This is a genomic window from Halanaerobium sp., from assembly GCF_003070835.1.
The window spans coordinates 1-2,850 of the sequence record NZ_QBLR01000384.1; the positions used below are offsets into that span (position 1 = coordinate 1).

A 2,850-nucleotide genomic window follows, 5' to 3' on the forward strand; every position below is an offset into this window, starting at 1 on the left:
CGGAGATGTGTATAAGAGACAGGTATTAAATAATACCTGTTGATGTTCTTCTCGACTTTTTTGAACAATCTAAATTACTATATCAGCTTCAATACCATCTGCATAAGTTATTACTTTTCCTAAAAGATCATGATCTGTTATTTCTAGTTGATTCTCTATTATAAAATCTCCATACCAATTTCAACACTTAAAAGCCCAATATTTTCATCATCTTTAATCTTATTGTCTTCTTCAATGCTCTTTAAAATCTATCAACAATATCATCTGCCTTAAAATAATCAATCTCAGTTAAGATAATTGCAAATTCATCTCCGCCAATTTTAGAAAAAACATCTTCATTTTGTACAGAACTTTTGATTGTCATTGCAGCCTTTTTAATATATCTATCACCTATGCTGTGGCCATAATTATCATTTATAGCCTTCATTATAATATGATTTAAATTATTACATCTTAAATAAACATTTATAAACTAAACAGCGAAAAAACCAATTATATTATTTTATGTCAACGAAAAATAAAATAAGAAGCCTGCTATAGCAGCGATTATAAACATTGCCATTCATTAAATGTCAACGTTTAATGTGCATTAAGTAAGATTTCTACTTTTCGTTGACATTTAATATTAATTTAAGCCGAGACTACTGTTAAAACAACGATAGTAGGACCATTAAATGTCAACGTAAATTGTTTTTTATTTTATTTGCAGGAAAGAACTTCATATATCAAGAATAGTTATAATAGCTGCTATTTCAGGAGGTGCTAGGATGTCAGGCTTTAATTTCAAAACTAAAGTTCTAAAAGGAAAAATAACTAAAATAATCTATCAGACTCAAAAGTCGGATTATGTCGTTCTGCTATTTATAACAGAAAATGATAAAAAAATTACAGCAGTTGGCAACATGTCTTCACCAAAAAAAGAATACACTTATGAACTCAAAGGTAAATTCATCAGAGATCAAAAATATGGAATCCAGTTTAAGTTTGAGAAATATAGAAGTTCAATGCCTGATAACAGAGAAGGTCTGATTAAATATCTCAAATCAATAATGACAAAGGTGGGAGATGTTCGAGCAAATAAAATTATAGATGAACTTGGTACTGATGCTTTAGAAAAAATAAAAAAGGATCCTGATCTCCTAAAACAATTTGATTTTATCAGTGATCTGCAGTTGCAGGAAATAAAAAAAGAATTATTTTCTGACGAATATCGAGCAAAATTCATCAGTTCTATCTGCAATTTAGGTTTTTCAACAAATAAGGCTAATAGTATCTGGAAACACTATCTCAAAAAAGGAATGACACCTGAGAAAATTCTTAAAGATCTTTTAGATAATCCCTATCAGCTGATTGATGAAATTGACAATGTTGGCTTCACAAAAGCAGATAGAATTGCTCTCTCTTTAAATGATGATAAAAAGTCAATCTTTAGAATAAAAGCTACCATTGAGCACTTGCTTAAGTCGGCTGAAGTAGAAGGACACAGCTATCTACCTAAGTCAGAGCTACTGGAAAGACTACAGCAGCTGCTTGAAGTGAAAATAGAAGCAGATAGATTTGAAAAGGCAATTTCTGAGTTAAAAAAAGAAGAGAAACTGATTATAGAAGATGATAAAATCTATCAATACTTTCTCTATCAGGCTGAAAAAGAGATTGCTTATCAGATCAAAACCCTTATCCAATCAAAAAGTAAAAAAGTTAAATTTAAAAATCTTGATCGGATAATTGCAGAAAAAGAAGCTGAAGAAGAAATAAAATTTGCTTCAGAACAAAAAGAAGCTATTAAAAAAGCTTTAAATAATAGTATTTCTATAATCACTGGTGGCCCGGGCACTGGAAAATCATTGATCGTTAAAACAATCTGCGAAATTTACCAGGATAAAAATAAGCATCATAAAATCCATCTAGCTAGCCCAACAGGTAAAGCAGCCACAAGACTTGAAACTCTGACTAATATTAAAGCAAAGACAATCCACAGATTATTAAAATTTCGCGGTGAGGGATTTGATGAACACTTTGTGCTGGCCCATCCCGGTCTTTTAATTGTCGATGAGTTCAGTATGTGTGACATCCCTTTAGCCTATCACCTCTTTTCTGCCGTTAATGCTAATTTAAAGGTAGTTTTTGTGGGAGATACTAATCAGCTCCCGAGTGTTGGCCCGGGCAATGTATTGAAAGACATGATCAGTTCAGGGATTATTCCTACTACAGAGCTTAAAGAAAATTTTAGACAATCTGATGAGGGAGTGATAATTCCTTTGGCCAAAAAAATTACCGAAGGAGAGCTACCTCAACTAAATGATGGCCCGGACTTTGTCTACAAAAAAATCAAAGATGAAGAATCTACTCTCGAAGAGATTATGGCTGTCTTTAGACGCTTAGATCGAAACTTTAACATCTTTAATATCCAGGTTATTTCACCGATGAAAAATGGGGTGCTTGGTGTTAATAACCTCAATAAAGAGATTAGAGCCTGTGTTAATCCTGCTGTTAGCTCAAAGCCTTCAATTGGTCCATTTAGGCTTGGTGACAAAGTAATGGTAATAAAGAACAACTACGATAAAGAAGTCTTTAACGGCGAGTTTGGACAGGTTATCGAGGTCAATAATAAAAGATCTCTTGCTGTAAAAATTTATGAATCAGACAGAGTCGTTAACTTCAAATCTGATGAGCTAAATTACCTGAGACATGCCTATGCCTGTACTGTTCATAAAAGTCAGGGTAGTGAATTCCCGTTCTTAATTATGGTCTTAAGCAGCTCTCACAATATCATGCTCAGGAGGGATCTTCTATATACTGGTATTACTCGAACCCAAACGAAGTTGATGCTCCTCAGTGATTACACCACTC

At 32.9% G+C, this 2,850-nt stretch carries 2 protein-coding genes; one reads left to right on the plus strand and one right to left on the minus strand.

Annotated elements, in window-relative coordinates; all coding sequences use genetic code 11:
• Positions 1–241 precede the first annotated feature (241 nt).
• Positions 242–427 (minus strand): diguanylate cyclase domain-containing protein, encoded by a 186-nt coding sequence (locus CI949_RS19360; protein ID WP_089716998.1) that lies wholly within the window; start codon positions 425–427, stop codon positions 242–244.
• A gap of 340 nt (positions 428–767) precedes the next feature.
• On the opposite strand from CI949_RS19360, the gene CI949_RS19365 reads away from it, so the two are divergent.
• A partial coding sequence (locus tag CI949_RS19365; RefSeq protein WP_290769459.1) for an ATP-dependent RecD-like DNA helicase occupies positions 768–2,850 on the plus strand: 2,083 nt, incomplete at its 3' end.

What these genes read in the sequence shown, in the direction of transcription:
- CI949_RS19360 (WP_089716998.1), bottom strand. Translation starts at nt 427, where the DNA reads ATGAAGGCTATAAATGATAATTATGGCCACAGCATAGGTGATAGATAT.